The sequence below is a fragment of the Brucella lupini genome, assembly GCF_002252535.1.
GTDB lineage: Bacteria > Pseudomonadota > Alphaproteobacteria > Rhizobiales > Rhizobiaceae > Brucella > Brucella anthropi.
Genome location: NZ_NNRN01000053.1, coordinates 375,870 through 392,618, shown reverse-complemented (window position 1 = coordinate 392,618; position 16,749 = coordinate 375,870). Strand labels below are relative to the sequence as shown.

Here is a 16,749-nt window from a genome sequence, read left to right as displayed (position 1 = left end):
GGCATGATTTCACCCCTGAAATGCGTCAAGAATGAGCTTCAAAAGACGCCCGAACTTGTGTCGATTGAGCTGGCGCCCAGCAATGTCAGTATCCACGCGATGCACGATCACCATGTCAAGGGCAGGCAAGACAACGCAGAAATGGCCACCTGCACCGAAGCCTGCATAACTGCCTTTCGGCGTCACCACACCGGGGAAAAACACGCCATCACGCTCCAGCCACCACATATAGCCATAAGCGCCACGTGCACCAGCATGAGAGTAAGGCATCACACATTCCTGCCCCCACCCATCAGGTAGAACGGATGCACCATTCCATCGGCCATTGCGCAGATAAAGCTGGCCGAAGCGGGCCAGATCACGTGTCGACAGACGGAACGGGTAGGCGGCGTGCCGGCTTTCCGTAAAGTGATCATGCCAGCCATCCGGCTTGCCACCATCCAGTCTGAAATCCTCAAGCCCGAGCGGCTTTGCGATACGCTCATCGAAAGCCTGGTGTACGGTCTTGCCGGTCAACTGCTCGAAAATAGTGCCGAGCGCATTGAAATCCCAGTTGTTGTAACACCAGAAGGTGCCCGGCGCATGGGAATGGCGCTTTTCCTTGATCATCCGCATCCATGGCGTCTCGTAGCCCGCGGGATGATAGACGCCGGAACGCGCAGTCAGGAGATCATAAACCGTCGCCTGCTTCTCGACTTCGCTCAAGCCTTCATTGTCATCAATACCTAGCTGTTCCAGCGTCAGGCTGAGATCAATGGTGCCATCGGCGACATCCTGCCCCATCAGTGCGGCAAGGATACTCTTGCGAATGGAATGGCAGAGATATTTGTGTGTGATGTCACCATATGTGTGGACGATCTTATTACCTTGGACGATCATCAACGCATCGGTTTCCTGTTGGTCCGCGCAAGTATCAACAGCACGAAGTCCAGCTTCCGACCAACCCGCCGCGGCAGGACTCTTCAAACGTTCCCATTTCTGTCCCGGATTAGCCGCCGAATGATAGTTCATACCCGTATTTCCCTAGCCTGATTATGTGCGACGGCTTCCACGCTGGCCTGCAGGAATTCCTGCGTATATTCAGCCTTGGCGCGCAAATGACGAAGATCGTCCGCCGTCAGTTCTTCCAGAATGATGCCCTTGTGCATGACCCCGACACGCTCGCAGATATGCGCCACTACGGCGAGGTCGTGCGAAACCATGAGATAGGTGAGATTGCGCTCGCGGCGCAGGACCTTGAGCAGATTGAGAATTTCCGCCTGCACGGAAACATCGAGCGCAGATGTCGGTTCATCCAGAAGAAGCACATCCGGCTCGATGATAAGCGCACGCGCTATTGCGACGCGCTGACGCTGACCACCGGACAATTCATGAGGATAGCGATAAAGGAAACTTGGGCCGAGACCGACCGCCTGCAATACGTCACGAATACGCTCGTCTTTGCGATCCATGTCGTGAATGGCAAGCGATTCCGCCAACACCTTGTGCACCTGCTTGCGCGGGTGCAGCGAAGCATAGGGGTCCTGAAACACCATCTGCACACGACGGAAAAACGCTTTGTCGCGTTCCCCGCCCATCTTCAGTTCATCAAAAACGAAGTTGCCTTGATGGTGCGGGATGAGGCCTGCGAGAGCGCGCAGGATCGTGGATTTGCCACAACCGGATTCACCGATCAGGCCATAGGCCGCGCCGCGCTCGATATGAAACTTTACCTTCCTGACGACAGTAGCGCGCTTGCGCCCTTTGCCGAAGCTGATGGAAAGGTCCGAAACATCCACAAATGGAGAGTTGGCGGCATGTGTCATGAGTTTTCTCCCACCAGCGTCGGCTCGGTGAGCCAGCTATTGTCGCGTTCGGGCACCTTCAGCATATCGACCGGCTGATCCAGCCGAGGAAGACTTGCCAGAAGCGCCTGCGTGTAGGGATGACGGGCCTTGTGTAGGTCCTTGGCCGGCAGATCTTCCATGATGCGCCCCGCATACATAACCAGTACCCGGTCACAAAAGTCCGCCACCAGGTTGAGGTCATGGCTGATGAACATCAACCCAGTACCTGAACGGCTGACCAATTCATCGAGTACAGTCAAAACCTGACGCCGCACAGTCACGTCGAGCGCGGAGGTCGGTTCGTCAGCAATAATCATGTCCGGTTCAGGGATCAGCATCATGGCGATCATCACACGCTGGCCCATGCCACCGGAAATCTCATGCGGGAACAGACGCATGACACGCTCGGGATCGCGTATATGCACGGCCTCCAGCATGGCAATTGTCTTCTGTCGTGCCGCCGCCGATTTTACCCGATGGTGTAGCCGATAGGCTTCCATGATCTGATCACCGATACGGATCAGCGGGTTGAGTGAATATTTCGGGTCCTGAAGGATCATCGAAATGCGGTTGCCACGTACACCGCGCATCTGACGTTCGCTGGCCGACAGCAGGTCGATCTCACCGAAACGCAGGCTCTTGGCGCGGATTTGTGCCGCCTTTGGTGTCAGCTTGAGGATCGAGCGCCCAGTCATCGACTTACCGGAACCGGATTCGCCTACAATACCGACTTTTTCACGCCCTATGGAAAAGCTGATGCCGCGAACAACATCGATGTTGCGGTCAGCGCCGGGAAACGACACCCACAGATCATCAACTTCAAGCAATGGTTTTGTCATCGATCTTATCCGTTTCTGGGGTCGAGAACGTCGCGCAAACCGTCGCCGAACAGGTTGAAGGCGAGGCTCGCGATCAAGATTGCAGTGCCGGGTACAGCGGCAAGCCACCACGAAGTCATCATGAATTCGCGACCACTGGAAAGCATCGCGCCCCATTCCGGACTTGGCGGCTGTGCGCCAAGACCGAGAAAGCCAAGGCCGGCGGCCGTCAGAATGATCGAAGACATGTTGAGCGTAATGCGGATCACCACCGACGGAATGCACATCGGCACGACATGTTTCGTAATCACCCGCATCGTGGAAGCCCCCTGCAGACGAATGGCGGCCACATAGTCAGACGAGCGGATGGTCAGTGTTTCGGCGCGAGCAAGACGGGCTATCGGTGGCCATGCGGCGAGCGAAATGGCGATGACGGCATTTTCGATGCCTGGCCCAAGCGCTGCAGCAAAGGACAGCGCGAGCACGAGACTAGGAAAAGCAAGGAAGATATCGACAATACGCATCAGTGCCATATCAACCCAGCCGCCCATATAGCCTGCGGTGGTGCCAACGACGAGACCAATAGGCGCAGCGATGACAGCAGTCAGCGTCACGATGTAAAGCGTGATGCGCGAGCCATAGACAAGGCGGCTGAAAATATCACGCCCCAGTTCGTCTGTGCCAAAGAAGTGTCCCCATGACGGGGGTTGAAGCCGGTTCGCGAGATTGTTGGTACCAATGTCGTGCGTCGCGATTAGAGGCGCAAGAATGGCTACCAGTACCAAAAGCACGATTACGGCCAGACCGAATACGGCAGACGTATTGGCCATCAACTTGAACCAGGAACGGCGTAACTGCTGGATATTGGCCTGAAAGGCAGATGTAGGCACGGGGGCAGTCAGCCAACCCCGCAGAGAATTGGAAGTTTGGGCCGACGATGTGCTGGTGTGGGTGTTCATCGGCAGTGTCCTATCGTGTGCGAGGATCAAAAACGCGATACAGAAGATCGCTGATCAGGTTGATACCAACAAACAGGATGCCGACGATCAGCGTGCAGCCGACCACCGCGTTCATGTCACCAGCCAGAAGCGCATTGGTGAGGTAGCGCCCAAAACCCGGCCATGCGAACACCGTTTCAGTCAGCACAGCGCCTTCCAGCAGAAAGGCATAGGATAGCGCCACGACCGTCACGACCTGAACCGCAACATTGCGGAATGCATGCCCCCAAACGGTGCGCGCCCAGGACAGCCCCTTGACGCGCGCAGTGATAATATATTCCTGATTGAGCTGCTCGATCATGAAGCCACGCGTCATGCGGCTGATATAAGCCATAGAACCAAAAGCGAGGATCAGGGCCGGCATGATGATATGGCTTACAGCGTTCCAAAAAGCATCCCACTGCCCCTGCATTGCGCTGTCGAGAAGCAAGAATCCGGTCGTCGGTTCGACGGAATATTCGTAGATGAAGTCGATCCGCCCCGGCCCACCGATCCAACCCAACGTGGCGTAGAAGATCAGCAGCGCCATCAAACCGAGCCAGAAGTTCGGCGTAGAATAACCAAGCAAACTGACCATACGCACAGCATGGTCCAGCGGCGAATTGCGATACATGGCCGAGAAAACACCAAGCGGAATACCAAGCGTGGTACCGATGACGATGGCCACGGTCGCCAGTTCGATGGTGGCGGGGAAGACGCGTGCAATATCTTCCAGTACCGGACGACCGGAAGTCAGCGCGTTGCCAAAATCAAACATAAGCGCATTCTTGAGGTATAGGCCGTATTGCACGATCAACGGCTGGTCGAGACCCAACTTACGATACATCGTGTCATAGGCTTCTTGGGAAACATTGTCCCCCAGCATGGCAATAACCGGATCGAGCGGCAAAAGGCGGCTGATGAAAAAGGTCAGTGTGACCAGTCCCAGAAGCGTAATCGCCACTGAAATGATCAGGCGCACTGTGGCGGCGAGGAACTGAAGTACCGGACCGGCTTCCCTGTCGCGGCCCGCCTCCTCCACGTCTTCCATGATTTCGTGCGTCGTCATCTGCAAATTCCCGAAAGAGAAAAACGGGATGCCGGGCCAGGATCGCACTGCGAGCCACAAGCGGTCACACGGTCATCCATCGAAGCGAAGAACGCCCGGCGACTGTGAGGAAGCCACCGGGAACGCTATTCTCGCTATTTCGCGGCCAGATCGTAGTAGACGCGGAAGCCGTTCCAGCTCCAGTTCTTCATAGCCTTGTTAACGCCAGCGACATTATAGATCTGGAAAATGAAGGCGTGCGGCCCCTTCTCCATCATCTCCTTCTGCAGATCGATATACATCTGTTTGCGTTTGGCCTCGTCCTTCTCGAACAAAGCCGTGTCGACTTCCTTGTTTACGGCTTCGTTGAAGTAGCTCGCGCGCCAGCTCGGATACATGGTCTGCTTGGCCTCAGCCCGGTTATCAGGATTGAAAATCTGACGCGAAGCATTGCCATGCGCGTCCGGAACGGTGGTCTGCCAGCCCATCAGCGACGTCTGGAACTCACGACCGCGAATGCGGCTGAACAATTGCGCGTTGGCCATGCGTTCGATCTTGATCTTCACGCCGACCTTGGCGGCGGCATCCTGAATGCTCTGGGCAATCGGAGCCGCATAAGGCGCGGTACTGATAAACATCGTCGTCTCGAAGCCCTTCTCGTAACCGGCTTCCTTCAGTAGTTCACGAGCCTTTTCCACATCGAGTTTGAAGGGCTGCCCTTCCTTCTCATCAAGTGCACCGAAAGCACCTAACTGCACGAAGCTCGCACGCGGCACGCCGACATTGTTGATGACCGTCTTGCCGAGGCCCTCGTAATCAATGAGATAGCGCATCGCGAGGCGCACCTTTTCATTGGCGAAGATCGGATCGGCATTGTTGAAATTCCAATAGAACAGCGAAGGCTTTAGCGAGCGTGAAGCGGTCACCTTGTCCTGGGATTCGAGATCGCGCAGGTCCTCCGGCGTCAGATCGCGAGCAATGTCTATGTCACCTTTTTCAAGCAGAAGCCGTTGAGTTCCCGCTTCTGAAACATGGCGGATCAGTACCTGTTTGAGCTTCGGTGCTTCTCCCCAGTAATTGTCGGTCGCCTGAAGGATAACCACTTCGGCGGGGTTCCACCGCACCAGCTTGTAGGGGCCGACGCATTCCGACCGAGTGGCCAGATATTTGTTGCCCATGTCATTATCGACCTGATTCTCCATCAACACCTTCTGATTAAGAAGGCTGGCAACCCGGTTGGCGGCGATCGCCGCCAGAATGAGATTGACCGGATAAGGCTTGTCCAGCTTGAAAACGACCGTATTGTCATCTGGCGCCGAGATGGTCTGATCCACATTCTCCTTGGTGAAACCGTACTCCGTCAGTGTCGCAGCATTGCCGAAACCGAGCTTGACTGCGCGCTGGAGCGACCATGCCATATCGCCCGCCGTCGCCTTGTCGCCATTGTCAAACTTCAGGTCATCGCGCATGTGGAACGTGATCTGCAGACCGTCCTGCGAGAGTTCCCAGCTTTTGGCGAGTTGCGGCACGATCTTGGTCTCGTCAGCCGGATCGAAATCAACCATGGGGTCGCAGATATTCTGGATGATCTCGTTGGTAGCCGCCTCACCGATCTGTGCTGGGTCAAAAGTGCTGATAGCGTCGATGTTCCACGCCATGACAAGCACGTTCGGTGGCGACGCGGCCTCAGCAGGGAACGTCGCAGCACTCATACCGGCGACAAGTGCGAGTGCTGTGGTACGGCGCAAGATGGTTGTCTTTTGTTTTTGCATTATTATCCCCTTTTATGGTTGAGCATTTTCGAAAGGTGCCGCGCGAGTCCGCGCGGCACGAAATGCAATTATTCAGCCAGTCAGTCTGCTGGACGCGGTTGGAGCGGCGGATTGACGTCTGACGGGATCGGGCAGGTATAGGGCGTCGTTGCCGTACGAGCCTTGTGATCAGCCTTGGCGTCGTTCAGGGTTTTCTCGTTCTGAAGAACATCAAGCGCAGTGCCCGCCATCACCTTGGCGGCGTAGACCATGCCCTTATGCGCGGCTGGCATCTTGCCTTGTGCCGTGATCTGCCACGAATGACCGGGCGAGCCGATCGCATGTGTTGCCACGCGCGCCTGAACGGTAGGGACGACCCAGCTTACATCGCCCAGATCGGTGGAGCCGATCATCGGCACGCCCTTCTGTTCACGTGGCAAGACGTAGTCGCAAAGAGGTTCATTTGCTGCCAGCGGCTGGCCGACGCGCAAGTAATCGGTTTCAATGTCTTCCTTCGAAAGCGTTGCCTGAATCTCGGCTGCGAAGGCACGGTCCACATCGTCAAACGGCACACCGCCCAGACGTTCCATGTTCGAATGCATCGCGATTTCCAGCGGCGTATTACCGAGCAAGTTCGACACCGCGCTCATAATGGAGATGTTGACGGTCGTTTCCGTCATCATCGCAGCGCCTTCTGCAACCTTCTTCACCCGGTCGTTGAGAGCGAACATACCCGGAAGATCGGTTGCCCGGATGGCGTAGCGCACCTTGGCTTTGGCTTGAACGACATTCGGCGCGATACCGCCCGCATTGAGATAGGCATAGTGAAGACGGCAATCAGAAGGGATGTGTTCACGTAAATAATTGCAACCGACGCTCATCAGCTCCACCGCATCCAGAGCCGAGCGCCCCAGATGCGGTGCCGCGGCGGCGTGGGAGGCCCGTCCGGTAAACTCGAAATCCATGCGCGTATTGGCGAGCGACTGCGCGTCATCTACCTGGGTGAACGAAGCCGGATGCCAGCAGATGGCAATGTCGACATCATCGAAAGCGCCAGCACGCGCCATGAACGACTTCGCCGCCCCACCTTCTTCCGCCGGGCAACCGTAATAGCGTACACGTCCCTTCTTGCCGGTCTGTTCCAGCCAGTCCTTAACCGCCGTCGCAGCCAAAATGGCGGCGGAACCCAGAAGATTGTGGCCGCAACCATGGCCATGTCCCGTGCCAGGGATCGGACGGGGTTCCGCAATACCCGCTTCCTGGCTGAGGCCCGGAAGGGCATCGTATTCACCCAAGATTGCGACGACCGGTCCACCATCTCCGGCTTCACCCATCACGGCGGTGGGAATGCCCGCTACGTTCTCGGCAATACGGAACCCCTGTTCCTTCAACATTGCAGTATGCTCGGCACAGGACTTATATTCGGTATAAGCGATCTCCGGCATGCCCCAGACGCGGTCACTCAAGGCTTCAAAATCAGCCTTCTTCGCGTCCACCAGATCCCAGATATCTTCACCATTCTTCACGGTGTTCTCTCCCAACAATGCTCTTAAAGATTCTCGTCAATGAAACGGGCCAGCGCGCCAAACACGCGGCGCCGATTTTCGATACGCGCGAAGCCATGGCCCTCATGCGGTACACGCAGATATTCGATCGGTTTGCCGAGGCCGCGCAGGCACGAATAAACCATCTCGCTTTCGCACGGCGTGACACGCGGGTCTTCCAGACCATGCGCGATCATCAATGGCGCGGCGATATTGCCTATGCGATTGATGGGCGAGAACCGCTCCAGCTCATCCCGCATGGTTTCGGCATCACCATATTCGATGGCGCGCAGTTCCTTGCGCCACGGTCCCGTTGTCTGCAGCAGAGTGAGAAAATTGGCGATCCCGTAATACTCGACACCAAGCTTCCACAGGTCGGGATACTCCGTCATGGCCGAGAGGACCATGAATCCACCATAAGACCGGCCAAACACGCCAATACGACTTTCATCTACGTCACTACGTGCTGCGACCGCCATGCGCACCGCTTTGAGATCGGCGACGCTGTCCATGCGCAGTTCACGGTCGTCGAGATGCTGGTAGTCGCGGCCATAACCGGTGCTGCCGCGAATATTCGGCGCGATGACCATGATGCCCCGTGCCAGCATGTACTGGATGTCCGCCCGGAAATCCGGCTTCCACTGGGCTTCAGGACCGCCATGCACAATGATCATAACTGGATAACCATCACGACCCGGTGCACGCTCCGGATTGTAGACGAAATACGGAACGTCCAGACCGTCGAAACTTGCAACGCTCGTTACCGTTGGTTCCAGAAAGGCCGGCAATTTCACCTTGGCTTTCGGCGCATCTGTCAGGCGTGTAAAAACACCGCTTTCAACATCGCAGCGCCAGATATCGCCCGACGTCGCAGCACCTTCCACAGGCATGATCAACGACATGCCATCGGGCGTCCATGCAATCGAAGCAACGACCCCAACAACCGGCATCTCTAGCTGTTTCAGCACCGCTCCGTCGCGACCGATCAGAACCAGATCATTCCAGCCCTGACGGTTCAGGACGAGTGCTATCCTGTTTTGATCAGGTGAGATTGCGAGCGCTTCAACATCCTGCCCTTCAAAAGCGGCGAGTTCGGTCAGCGATGCCGCGTTATGCGGTTTGACCATGACTGAGAGATATTCGCGTTCCTGATCGGCAATCAACAGAATACCGGCGCCATCCTTGAAGAATTTCGGCGCCTGATAGTGCGCCCGGCCTTCATGCGGCAGAATATTTTCATAGGCGCCTGTTTCGAGATCGAGGCGGCAGAAGTCCTGATCCGTCATGGCACGCTGGCAATCATTGACCAGAAGCGACTTGCCATCGGGCGCAAAAGCTGCAGGGCTGCGCCAGCCGATACCCTCGTAGACGCATTTCGTTTCGCCCGTTGCAACGGTCATAACATGAATATCCATGTGCGAACGGTCGCGATAATTAGCGCTATAGGCGATCTGGGTGCCATCCGGCGACCAGCAGCCCCAGGCGTGCACCACCGTAGTATCGGTGGTGAGGAGGCGCGGCTCACCTTCGGCGTCTTCGATCAGCCACAGCTGGTGACGTTCGTCGCCACCCCAGTCTGTGGTGATCAGCAGATCACGGTTCGTGGGATTGAAGGCAAGATTGCCGACCGGTTCCGGCAGATTGGTGATCTGGCGTGGCTTGCCTCCTGCAAGCGAGCGCGCCCAAACCTGTGCCGTACCGCTTTCATCGCTGAGATAGACCAGAAGTTCACCGTCCGGCGACACGGCGGGCTTCACCGCCTTGCAGATATCGACGTAGTGCGTCATCGAAAGCGATGTATCGGCGGTCCTTGTATCGAACATCGAATTGTCCTCAATTCCAAGCATTGATGAATTGGATTACACCAACTGCCGCGCCAGCCGGGCAGATGCAGCTGCTAGCGCATCGGCCATCGGGCCGATTGTCGACTGGTGATTGGCAAGTGTGACGATGGTGAATCCGGCCTCCGGCCAGAGTTCCTTGAGTTTCCAAGCCGTCATCATCGGCGTTACCGTATCGTATCGCGCCTGCACGATTTCGGCCGGCAGGTGACGAATACGATCAATACTCCCGATGAGATAATTCTCCGGCAAGAAAGCGCGGTTGATGCAATAGTGGGTAAAAATGCGTGATACGGCCAAGGCCGCTTCCGGCTTCAGAAGTTCGGAGACGTGGTTCGTGTCCGGTTCGAAGGTCTGCGTACGCGCCGAAAATCCGCGCAGGCTCTGGGCCGCCGCCTGTTCTTGTACCGGATCACCAGACGTTAGCCGCGTATAGTAGGCGGCGAGCAGGTCGGCGCGCTCACTTTCCTGTACGAATTCGGCGAATTCCTGCCAGTGATCCGGGAAAATGGCACGGCAGCCATGGAACCACCAGTCAACATCCTCCTGCCCGCCCAGAAATATTCCGTGCAGCCGAAACCCGAGACAGTGCTGCGGATGCGCTATTCCATAGGCAAGCGAAAGACATGATCCCCAAGAGCCTCCGGCCACAAGCCAGCGCTTGATACCCAGTTTTTTGCGCAGGGTCTCCATGTCCGCGATCAGATGCTGTGTGGTGTTTTCAGCAATTTCCGCGATAGGGGTGGAACGGCCCGCACCGCGCTGATCGAAGGTAATGACACGATAAGTGTTGAGATCGAAACTGGCAATCTGCTTGGCCGAGACACCCGCACCGGGACCACCATGTAGAAAGACAGCTGGGATCCCTTTTGGATTGCCATATTCCAAAACGGAAAGTTCATGGAGGTCGCTGACCGGCAAGCGAAACTCCTGCACTGGTTGCGCAAGACTTGCCGCTCCACTGGCACCGCTTTGCGGCTCCATATTGTTGAATAGCTGCGCCTTTTCGTCAGAAGGGTAAATCTTCCCCTCCAGAACGCGCTTGGCTTCCGTCATTCATTTCCCCATTTTCGCGCTCGTTTGAAAGGCGCACAAGTCATCGTTACCCGAAGCCAATCTTCTTGCTTTTTCAAGAGCTTGAAGAAAAGCCGAGGAGTAATCTCCCTTGACCGTCAATTTTGTTATTTGAAATTTATAGGCAGCAAATTTAGGCTTTGGCCAATGCAATTTTAGACTTGCCATTCCAATCTGGAATAGAAAAGCTGACGCTTGTTCAACAAGCCCTGTTAAAAACAGGCGAGCGCTTCGACCCTATCTATATATACCCGTATTTATCTCCCCGTCCAAACCGCAACATGCACGATACATGCCTGGGCTGTTGAACGGCAGGCTGACATTGCCTTTGCGATCCACCGCAACAAGACCGCCAGAGCCACCGATTTCACCCAGCTCGCGGACAACCGCGCCAGCCGCCTCATTGAGCGATTGCCCTGCCCAGCGCATCCGTGCATCCACTTCGTGACCCACCGCCCAGCGAATGAAATATTCTCCGTGACCTGTGGCGGAAAGCGCTACCGTCTCGTCATCCGCCCAGGTTCCAGCACCGATGACCGGGCTGTCGCCAACGCGTCCCGGTGTCTTGGCGGTCATGCCGCCCGTGGATGTGGCTGCCGCCAGATGACCGAAACGATCCAGTGCAACTGCTCCGACAGTGCCATGTTTGCGGGCAGGATCGCCATCGTCGGCGGCACCACTGCGACGACGTGCCATTTCGTCGTGCAAGGCCTTGCGACGCTGTTCCGTCGAGAACCATTCCGGCGCCATCATTTCCAGACCGGCAGCTTCGCAAAATCGCTTTGCCCCCTCGCCTGCGAAAAATACGTGTTCGGTCTGCTCCATGACTGCACGTGCCGCCAGAACAGGATTGCGTGGCCCGCAAATTCCGGAGATGGCACCGCATGCCCGCGTTGCACCATCCATGATGGCCGCATCCATCTCATGCGTTTCATCCGTCGTGAAAACGGCTCCGCGCCCGGCGTTGAAAAGCGGATTTTCTTCCAGGGCAATCACAGATGCCGTCACGGCATCGAGTGCTTTGCCACCTTTACGCAGAACATCCAGTCCAGCCTGCAGGCATTCCCGCAGGCCGGCATGATAGGCTGCTTCCTTCTCTGGCGTCATATTGGCTTTAAGAATGGTTCCAGCGCCGCCATGCAACGCGATGACAGGTACAAATTCGGGCATCTTCATTAACTCGCTGTTGACGTCGCTATTGCGGATCGGAATTATGTGAAGAAGTACGCAAACTATCGAAATGTATCAGCTGGTTTTGATTGGTTCGTTTCGTTTTGTGTATTTTCGAGCTCTCTCGGAAGAGGCAAACTTGAGCAGCGCAGGTGCATCTCGCGAACGAACACTTTTCGCCGCTTCTCGTCATTCTCCTTTATTGCCGCCGCTATACCCAGCCCATACGGGCCGATGAGAAGTCCGGGAGCCAGGTCGGAAACCTTCTTTTCTCTCGCCTCATAATTCGCGGCCTCCGCACGAATTTCTTCGCACTGTGGCGACTGCCATTTGGGATCCTGAATTGAAAGCGAAGACGCATAATTCTGCGGCGATGTCGTGCATCCAACCAAAGTCATTGACAGCAGGCCAGCAATCCCTGCCCCTAAACGTTCGAATACCATTTCATTCCGTTTCTTTATGCGACAGGCTTCACGTGCGATGCCACCGCTTAATCTGAAATATTGCTATTGCCTGCAAGTATTGCATCCGCAGCCAATCCACCTGCCATGCGGTATTCATCCGACCATTCTTCATCATCAAATACGCAAAGCGCAATTGTCGCACATCGCTGCCTCTCCCTCAGGATAGCAAGTGCGATCATATCGACGGGTGCAACTTTTTCGTTCGTTTCTGAGACTTCGAGCCACAAATTTCTGGCCGCATCTTCAATATCACGGGGAAATTCCATGCCGTTTGCCTCTTCACGTGGTTCAATGCGCAAAAATTTCGGCTCGTCGAATCGCAAGCTGTTACCCGCTGTTTCTATCGTTTCACAATTCAATATAGCAGGCACTTCTCAACAATGCCGCATTGAACGAAACTTTCGTTCGACAGCACCCGTTAACGGAAAACATTGATCTGCACGGATATAAAACGCTGAGGGCTACATTTAGCAATGGGCGAGGCAGAGCTTGAAGCCGGACTTATTCTTTAAAATCATACTGGCTTTATGCGCAGTTTTCCTTGTGACTGCCATCATTATCAGACTTTATCACGAGTACCACGACATTGATCCGACCTGGGGCAACATACGTTCGGGCGTCTACCCGGGTTGGGATACATCAGAGAACTAATTTCCTGAAGTTTCAGAAAACCTGTTTGCCTTGTAAGTCAGGCTTCCCGACTCGGCAGCCTCCACGTCAATCCGGATATTCCTGATTTCGATAGATTGTTGCTCGACCGGAAAATCGACTGTTTGCCCCGTATCCGGGTTTTGCAGATCAGTCGCGGTATAACCGCGAATCTCGAAACGCATTCTGCCATCGGCGACGCCCAAATAAACGATGTCAAAAATCGTGCCGGACTCGATAGGATCATACTCATCAGGATTTGGTATCTCCAACCCTTTGGCATAATCGCGCGGGGGGACAACGGGATCGCCACTCAGAACGAACTGGGTCTGACCAAAGGTGTCGGTTGCCGGTGCAGAATGATGCGATGTCTCTTCAGTCCCTGCCGACACCTCAGCACCTGCTGCCTGTTGCGCGTGCAAGTCCGCTGGAAAACTCAGAATACAAGAAATGGCCGAGAATATTACAAGCCATCGAATTGTATTCGAACGTTTACCCATCGGCGGCTCCTTTTCCTGAATCGTAAATCAACGGCGTTGTTTTGACCGAAACGCGACGCGCAAGCAATCCTGCATATCAGGTGCTGTTCCTGTTGAAGGCATAGCAGTAACTGTCACGATTTTATGACTGCAATCGCAGATGCCTTCGGTTAGGGTCAGCGCGGGAAGATTATCTTCTGAAACCTCAATAGAGAGGCATGGCATGACGGTTGAAACCAAGTCCGTTCGCATTATTCGGACAGTTGTTGAAACACTGCGCCCACAGTTCAACGTGGAGTTATGGGACGGCACGCGCATTGGTGCATTCGATGGCCCATCATTGGTAATCAACGATCCGACAATCGTTCGACAGCTTCTCCTCAAGCCCAACTATGATTCTCTGATCGATATCTGGACATCGGGTCGTGTGGATATCAGCAATGGTACGATCTTCGACCTCGCAAATGCCAAAACCGATGGAAGTGTGAAGAACAGGCTGAAAGAGCTGCCAAAATGGCAACTACTCAAGGATCTTCCGGCTCTTCTGCTCGCTGGCAAAACCGATGCGCGCGAGGTTCTTGACGGCAAGGAGCCTTTCGTCAGTGGATCGAGCAAGGAGGCGATTACCCATCATTACGATGTGTCCAACGAGTTTTATCGCTTATTCCTCGATGAGCGAATGGTTTACACATGCGGCTACTTCACGGACTGGGCCAATGATATCGATCAGGCCCAGAAGGACAAGCTGGAACTCATCTGCCGAAAACTACGATTGAAACCAGGTGACCGGCTTCTGGATATCGGTTGCGGTTGGGGTGCCCTCCTGATCTATGCAGTACAGAACTTTGGCGTTATCGGAACCGGCGTTTCATTGTCGGAGGCACAAACGGCACTTGCCCGAGAGAGGATCAAGCAGGCTGGACTTGAAGACAGGATCACCATCCACGTCAAATCCTATGCAGAGCTTGACGGGCAGTTCGACAAAATTTCGTCTGTTGGAATGTTCGAGCATGTTGGTATCGCCAATTACGACAGCTATTTCAGTGCCGTGAACCGGCTTCTGCGCCCCGGTGGGCTTTACATGCACCACGCAATCACACGGCGTATGAAGAAGGACAAGAAATCCTTCAAACGCAAAAGTGCAGAGCATAAGGCGCTTGTGAAGTATATTTTCCCCGGTGGGGAACTCGATCATCTTGGGATGACGGTAGAAAACCTCGAAGGGCACGGGTTCGAAGTCCACGACGTCGAAAATCTGCGCGAACATTATGGCCGCACCTGCCGGTTATGGTGCGAACGACTTTATTCCAATTTCGACAAGGCCGTTGCCGAAATCGGTTATCCAAAAGCGCGTCTCTGGTTGCTCTATCTTGCGGGATGTTCACTGGCATTTGAGAGAGGCACCGTCCAGATTAACCAGACCGTGGCTTCAAAACGCAAACGCGGCATTTCCGCTGTGCCGCAGACGAGAGCGGATATTTATACCAGTTTCGGCGAGCCAAGAGGTGGGTAAAGCAGCTTGGGCAATTCCCACCTGACTCACGATTGACTAAACAGTCTCCGCTAACTGGACGCTTTGTACCGGTTTAGCCTGTATCTGGCGCCATAGCGGCGTCATTGCAGCTGTGATGTCTCCATAAAGCATGTAACGGCGATTATAGTGTCCATCCAGCGCGGCGTTCGGCTTGTAATGCCGATCGGTGCGCACCATGGCATTGGCACCTTCTATGAAATCGAAGAACAGCCCAACACCGGTCCCCGCCGCAATGGCTGCGCCAAGTGCGCCTGTTTCTCGTGAGACGGCAACAGAAACTGGCACGCCGAGTACATCGGCAAATATCTGGGGCCATAAACGGCTGCGTGAGCCGCCACCGGAAAGCACAGCCTCCTCGAAGGTCGCGCCTGCTTTTCGGATGGTTTCCACATGCTGGCGATGACCGAAGGCAACGCCTTCGAGCAAAGCGCGTATCAGATGCCCCTTCGTATGCCAGCCCGCAATACCGTAAAACCCTGCGCGGGCGTGGCCGTCCTGCTGCGCTCCGTAGAGATAAGGGTGGTAAAGCGGATCATCACTTGCAGGTTCGATGGCTGCGGCGAGACTGCAACAAACATCAAATGGCGAGACATCGGCATGATGGTCTCCTTCAAAGAATTCCCGCACCAGCCATTCAAGATTCGCCGCAGACGTAGCGCTGTTTTCCATCGCCATGTAACGGCTGCGATCAAAAGTAGAGGTCATGAAGACCGGCCCCTTGAGATCAGGGCCGTCGACAATAATCTGGTTGATGCTCCACGTACCCGCAATGATCGATGCACTTCCTGTGCGTGAGACACCAGAACCTAGCGCCGAAGCTACGACATCGAAGAGACCTCCAACAACGGGTGTACCCGCCGCAAGCCCGGTCTCCCGCGCCACAGCCTCAGTTACATTGCCTGCAATATTGTCGCTTTCGATGAGCGGTGGCAGGATATCCATACAGTCGCCCAAACCGTAAGCTTCCATCAAAGCACTGTCGTAACGGCGCGTTGCAAGATCGAGCAAGCCCGCCCCCGACATGTCGGAAACTTCGCTGAAACGTTTGCCCGTCAAGCGATTGACCACGAAGTCCTTGGAGAAAAATACCGTGCCTATCTGGTCAAACAGTTCAGGCTGGTAGCGCTTCAGCCAGGCAAGCAGCGTCGGGGTTTGGGAGGGCCATGGACGCTGGCGTGCTATCGGATAGGTCCTTGCGCCCACCCCTTTTGCCGTCCACTCTTCAACGAGACCGGTCGCGCGGGTGTCGAGCGACTGGATACCTATGAGCGGATCTCCCTCCCGGTCGAGCGCGTAGAGCCCGTTGCCGTGTCCGGCACAGCCGATAGCGGCAATATCACTCGCCGTTATCCCCGCCTTATCAAGGCAAGCCCGAATAACCCGCTTGGCATTGGACCAGAGCTCGCCAAGGTCACGCTCGACGTGACCGGGATGTGGCATGCGGCTATGTCCTTCTTCACCTGCATGGGCGAGCTCCCGTCCCGAAAGATCAAAAACCACCGCCTTGATGACAGTGTTGCCCGCATCGAGCCCCAACAGATATTTTTGCATGAAGAACCCCTCCCAAGGTCCAAC

15 protein-coding genes are annotated in these 16,749 nt (G+C 55.4%); 1 reads left to right on the top strand and 14 read right to left on the bottom strand.

All coding sequences use genetic code 11. From position 1 onward, the window contains the following. Positions 1-9: 9 nt before the first annotated feature. The 13 genes from CES86_RS18685 to CES86_RS18620 form a co-directional block, all read right to left on the bottom strand. Positions 10-1,011 (bottom strand): serine hydrolase domain-containing protein, encoded by a 1,002-nt coding sequence (locus CES86_RS18685; RefSeq protein ID WP_029929892.1) that lies wholly within the window; start codon positions 1,009-1,011, stop codon positions 10-12. After that, complete coding sequence (locus tag CES86_RS18680; protein WP_029929890.1) at positions 1,008-1,805, bottom strand: ABC transporter ATP-binding protein; 798 nt, start codon at positions 1,803-1,805, stop codon at positions 1,008-1,010. Before CES86_RS18680 ends, CES86_RS18685 begins: the two co-directional genes overlap by 4 nt. Next, positions 1,802-2,665 (bottom strand): ABC transporter ATP-binding protein, encoded by an 864-nt coding sequence (locus CES86_RS18675; RefSeq protein ID WP_029929888.1) that lies wholly within the window; start codon positions 2,663-2,665, stop codon positions 1,802-1,804. Before CES86_RS18675 ends, CES86_RS18680 begins: the two co-directional genes overlap by 4 nt. Positions 2,666-2,670: 5 nt before the next feature. Further along, positions 2,671-3,603: a nickel transporter permease gene (nikC, locus tag CES86_RS18670; RefSeq protein WP_029929885.1), complete on the bottom strand. Its 933-nt coding sequence runs from the start codon at positions 3,601-3,603 to the stop codon at positions 2,671-2,673. Positions 3,604-3,613: 10 nt separating this feature from the next. Next, on the bottom strand, positions 3,614-4,690 hold the full coding sequence (locus tag CES86_RS18665) for an ABC transporter permease (protein ID WP_029929883.1): 1,077 nt from the start codon (positions 4,688-4,690) through the stop codon (positions 3,614-3,616). A gap of 134 nt (positions 4,691-4,824) precedes the next feature. After that, on the bottom strand, positions 4,825-6,441 hold the full coding sequence (locus CES86_RS18660) for an ABC transporter substrate-binding protein (protein ID WP_029929881.1): 1,617 nt from the start codon (positions 6,439-6,441) through the stop codon (positions 4,825-4,827). Between the two features lie 80 nt (positions 6,442-6,521). Beyond that, the gene (locus CES86_RS18655) at positions 6,522-7,946 is read right to left on the bottom strand and encodes a M20 family metallopeptidase (RefSeq protein WP_029929879.1); all 1,425 of its coding nucleotides are present in this window, start codon (positions 7,944-7,946) and stop codon (positions 6,522-6,524) included. Between the two features lie 23 nt (positions 7,947-7,969). Then, the gene (locus CES86_RS18650) at positions 7,970-9,787 is read right to left on the bottom strand and encodes a S9 family peptidase (RefSeq protein WP_029929877.1); all 1,818 of its coding nucleotides are present in this window, start codon (positions 9,785-9,787) and stop codon (positions 7,970-7,972) included. 36 nt (positions 9,788-9,823) lie between these two features. Beyond that, the gene (gene pip, locus CES86_RS18645; RefSeq protein ID WP_029929875.1) at positions 9,824-10,861 is read right to left on the bottom strand and encodes a prolyl aminopeptidase; all 1,038 of its coding nucleotides are present in this window, start codon (positions 10,859-10,861) and stop codon (positions 9,824-9,826) included. Between the two features lie 255 nt (positions 10,862-11,116). After that, positions 11,117-12,049 carry an isoaspartyl peptidase/L-asparaginase family protein gene (locus CES86_RS18635; protein ID WP_094515074.1) on the bottom strand — a complete coding sequence of 311 codons (933 nt, stop codon included), beginning with the start codon at positions 12,047-12,049 and terminating at the stop codon, positions 11,117-11,119. A 62-nt stretch (positions 12,050-12,111) separates the two neighbouring features. Next, positions 12,112-12,492, bottom strand: coding sequence for a hypothetical protein (locus CES86_RS18630; RefSeq protein WP_010661047.1), 381 nt, complete (start codon positions 12,490-12,492; stop codon positions 12,112-12,114). Between the two features lie 47 nt (positions 12,493-12,539). Then, on the bottom strand, positions 12,540-12,836 hold the full coding sequence (locus CES86_RS18625; RefSeq protein ID WP_235819938.1) for a hypothetical protein: 297 nt from the start codon (positions 12,834-12,836) through the stop codon (positions 12,540-12,542). 324 nt (positions 12,837-13,160) lie between these two features. Further along, entirely contained in the window at positions 13,161-13,661 is a 501-nt protein-coding gene (locus CES86_RS18620) for a hypothetical protein (RefSeq protein ID WP_029927914.1), read from the bottom strand. A gap of 202 nt (positions 13,662-13,863) precedes the next feature. Here CES86_RS18620 and CES86_RS18615 point away from each other — a divergent pair, with 202 nt between their 5' ends. After that, on the top strand, positions 13,864-15,153 hold the full coding sequence (locus tag CES86_RS18615; protein WP_029927916.1) for an SAM-dependent methyltransferase: 1,290 nt from the start codon (positions 13,864-13,866) through the stop codon (positions 15,151-15,153). Between the two features lie 36 nt (positions 15,154-15,189). Here CES86_RS18615 and CES86_RS18610 read toward each other — a convergent pair whose 3' ends face one another. Next, positions 15,190-16,725 (bottom strand): FGGY-family carbohydrate kinase, encoded by a 1,536-nt coding sequence (locus tag CES86_RS18610; RefSeq protein ID WP_029927918.1) that lies wholly within the window; start codon positions 16,723-16,725, stop codon positions 15,190-15,192. Positions 16,726-16,749 lie beyond the last annotated feature (24 nt).

Bases quoted from the DNA above. Each gene is read 5' to 3' on its own strand.
- nikC (WP_029929885.1), bottom strand. From the start codon at position 3,603: ATGAACACCCACACCAGCACATCGTCGGCCCAAACTTCCAATTCTCTG.
- CES86_RS18660 (WP_029929881.1), bottom strand. From the start codon at position 6,441: ATGCAAAAACAAAAGACAACCATCTTGCGCCGTACCACAGCACTCGCA.
- CES86_RS18650 (WP_029929877.1), bottom strand. From the start codon at position 9,787: ATGTTCGATACAAGGACCGCCGATACATCGCTTTCGATGACGCACTAC.
- CES86_RS18680 (WP_029929890.1), bottom strand. From the start codon at position 1,805: ATGACACATGCCGCCAACTCTCCATTTGTGGATGTTTCGGACCTTTCC.
- CES86_RS18635 (WP_094515074.1), bottom strand. From the start codon at position 12,049: ATGCCCGAATTTGTACCTGTCATCGCGTTGCATGGCGGCGCTGGAACC.
- CES86_RS18685 (WP_029929892.1), bottom strand. From the start codon at position 1,011: ATGAACTATCATTCGGCGGCTAATCCGGGACAGAAATGGGAACGTTTG.
- CES86_RS18665 (WP_029929883.1), bottom strand. From the start codon at position 4,690: ATGACGACGCACGAAATCATGGAAGACGTGGAGGAGGCGGGCCGCGAC.
- CES86_RS18675 (WP_029929888.1), bottom strand. From the start codon at position 2,665: ATGACAAAACCATTGCTTGAAGTTGATGATCTGTGGGTGTCGTTTCCC.
- CES86_RS18610 (WP_029927918.1), bottom strand. From the start codon at position 16,725: ATGCAAAAATATCTGTTGGGGCTCGATGCGGGCAACACTGTCATCAAG.
- CES86_RS18630 (WP_010661047.1), bottom strand. From the start codon at position 12,492: ATGGTATTCGAACGTTTAGGGGCAGGGATTGCTGGCCTGCTGTCAATG.
- pip (WP_029929875.1), bottom strand. From the start codon at position 10,861: ATGACGGAAGCCAAGCGCGTTCTGGAGGGGAAGATTTACCCTTCTGAC.
- CES86_RS18615 (WP_029927916.1), top strand. From the start codon at position 13,864: ATGACGGTTGAAACCAAGTCCGTTCGCATTATTCGGACAGTTGTTGAA.
- CES86_RS18620 (WP_029927914.1), bottom strand. From the start codon at position 13,661: ATGGGTAAACGTTCGAATACAATTCGATGGCTTGTAATATTCTCGGCC.